Below are 2,209 nucleotides of genomic sequence, written 5' to 3' on the forward strand. Positions count from 1 at the left end.
CTGAGACTGTTATTCGGGCAAATAATTATTGATTCGTCCTAAATACATCTACCTATGAAAAAAACATCAATCTCCTAATTTAACCTCTACCAAGATGTCAAAACAAGGATTAAGACCCTGTATAAACCTATATGTTCAGCTGCTGGATATCCTGGCAGATAGTGCCATTGATATTCCAGAGTCTATGCATATCAGAGCTGAAAAAGCCTACCAAAGCTTATCTGGTTTTCTTTTTGAAATAATCTTATCTCAGAAAGGAGATCTGGAGCATAAAAGGTCGGTCATTAAAAAGTTTCTTTTTTTATTAGTATCCAGAAGCTCAGGGATCCTTAAGAAATATGGTATAGATCCATGCCATCCAGGCTCTACTTTGAACCTACGTCAATCCATCCTGATGGAAATCAGGACTGGTTTACTCCGCATCTTTCACCTCATTGTTTACCAAGGGCTGGAAGACCTCTTCCTGGAACTGAATCTGGTATATCGTCGAATTTTAAAACACAGTTTATGAAAGAGAATTTTATCCCAGAAGAATTGGTCAAAGCTTTCCTGGAACATGTGGAAGGAAAATCATTTGGGCTTGCAGAAGTAGCAGTGGCTTTAGACTTAGATGAGGAAACAGCGGTGAGCATCCTGATCTATGTAATAGAAAACAAGCTGTTGGATGTGACTTGTACCTGGGTACCGAATAAAAAGTAAAAGGATGTTGCAGGAAACGAATACTTATACAGAGTGCTTTAGGCTATTCGATTTAGACTACTGGCCTCCGGCCTTTAAGCGATTAAAGGTGTTGCAGTCTTTGATTGAACTGGATTTCAGGTATAATCGGGATATTTCTGTGTATGCAGTTAAAATGGATACCAGCATTCATGCTTTGAACAGATTTGCAAAGGCTTATTTGGGGAGATCGGTTTATGAGTTGTTGCAGGACAGGATTTACCGGGAGGCTTTGTATTTGTTGCAGTATACCAAGCATTCGGTGAAAGAGATTTCGGAGTTGCTGGGGTTTAGCGATTTGCCTTATTTCAGCAGGTGGTTTAAGCAGAGAAATGGCCAGACGGCTAAGGTTTACAGAAAGGGGTTTAAATAAAAACCATCGGGTATCCGATACCAATAAGTTCTTTGAAATATTGTTTGTGAGTAATAGATGAATAAAATAGTTTTACTATTTATTTCAGTTTTTAATTATTGATTAGTTATATTTACAATACGAATTTTGATATATGAGTGTAAGGTTATTTGAAAATAAACAAGTGCGTTCTGTTTGGAATGAGGAAGAGCAAAAATGGTATTTTAGTATTGTGGATGTGGTTGGGGTGCTAACTGAAAGCCCAAATGCCAGAAACTACTGGAAAGTTTTAAAGCATAGATTGATCAAAGAAGGCAATGAGTCGGTTACAAACTGTAACCAACTGAAAATGCAATCCAGTGATGGAAAATTTTATCTCACGGATGTTGCTGATACCGAACAGCTGCTTCGGTTAATTCAGTCTATTCCATCGCCTAAAGCTGAACCCTTTAAAATGTGGCTTGCTAAGGTAGGATATGAACGGATGCAGGAAATGTCGGATCCGGAGCAAAGTTTAGATCGTGCAAGGGAAAACTGGCAAAAGGCTGGTAGAAGTGAGAAATGGATTCAACAGAGAATGTCTGGGCAGGAAACCAGAAATAAATTAACTGATTATTGGGGAACACATGGCGTGAAAAAGGGAGATGAGTTTGCTTTTTTGACAAATATCATACACCAGGAATGGACGGGGATGTCCGTGAAAATGCACAAAGAAGTTAAAGGCTTGGATGGGCAGAACTTGCGTGATCATATGTCTGAAGCTGAATTGTTATTTACGGCTTTAGCTGAGCTCTCCACTCGTCAGATTGCGGAGAGTGATGAAGCTGAGGGTTTAAGAGAAAATGCTGTTGCCGGTAAAAAAGGTGGCAAGATTGCTAAAGATGCCAGATTGGCTCTTGAAGAAAAGACGGGTAAAAAAGTCATATCGGAAGAAAACTTTCTTCCTCCTGTTAAAAAGAAACTGAAATAGTAATGTCTTAATATTTCATCCTTCCTCACAAACTTTATTAAATGATTAACCAGCGCGGTGCTTTGTACTGTGCTGGCTTTGCTTTGTTTTGACTTGTCAAAATTCTGCTAATAATTCACATAATTCATAACCAACTATAAAAAACATAAATAAAACTGTATGATTAAAAC

At 38.3% G+C, this 2,209-nt stretch carries 4 protein-coding genes; all 4 read left to right on the forward strand.

Going from position 1 to position 2,209, the window contains the following annotated elements:
- The first annotated feature begins 94 nt into the window (after window positions 1-94).
- The 4 genes from VNZ46_RS04400 (at window position 95) to VNZ46_RS04415 (ending at window position 2,039) form a co-directional block, all read left to right on the forward strand.
- The gene (locus tag VNZ46_RS04400) at window positions 95-511 is read left to right on the forward strand and encodes a hypothetical protein (RefSeq protein WP_325558907.1); all 417 of its coding nucleotides are present in this window, start codon (window positions 95-97) and stop codon (window positions 509-511) included.
- On the forward strand, window positions 508-699 hold the full coding sequence (locus VNZ46_RS04405; protein WP_325558908.1) for a hypothetical protein: 192 nt from the start codon (window positions 508-510) through the stop codon (window positions 697-699). The genes VNZ46_RS04400 and VNZ46_RS04405 overlap by 4 nt, the downstream gene beginning before the upstream one ends.
- A gap of 4 nt (window positions 700-703) precedes the next feature.
- Window positions 704-1,090: a helix-turn-helix domain-containing protein gene (locus tag VNZ46_RS04410; RefSeq protein ID WP_325558910.1), complete on the forward strand. Its 387-nt coding sequence runs from the start codon at window positions 704-706 to the stop codon at window positions 1,088-1,090.
- Window positions 1,091-1,223: 133 nt separating this feature from the next.
- Window positions 1,224-2,039: a Bro-N domain-containing protein gene (locus tag VNZ46_RS04415; RefSeq protein ID WP_325558911.1), complete on the forward strand. Its 816-nt coding sequence runs from the start codon at window positions 1,224-1,226 to the stop codon at window positions 2,037-2,039.
- Window positions 2,040-2,209 lie beyond the last annotated feature (170 nt).

The organism is Pedobacter sp., from assembly GCF_035566355.1.
Taxonomy (GTDB): domain Bacteria; phylum Bacteroidota; class Bacteroidia; order Sphingobacteriales; family Sphingobacteriaceae; genus Pedobacter.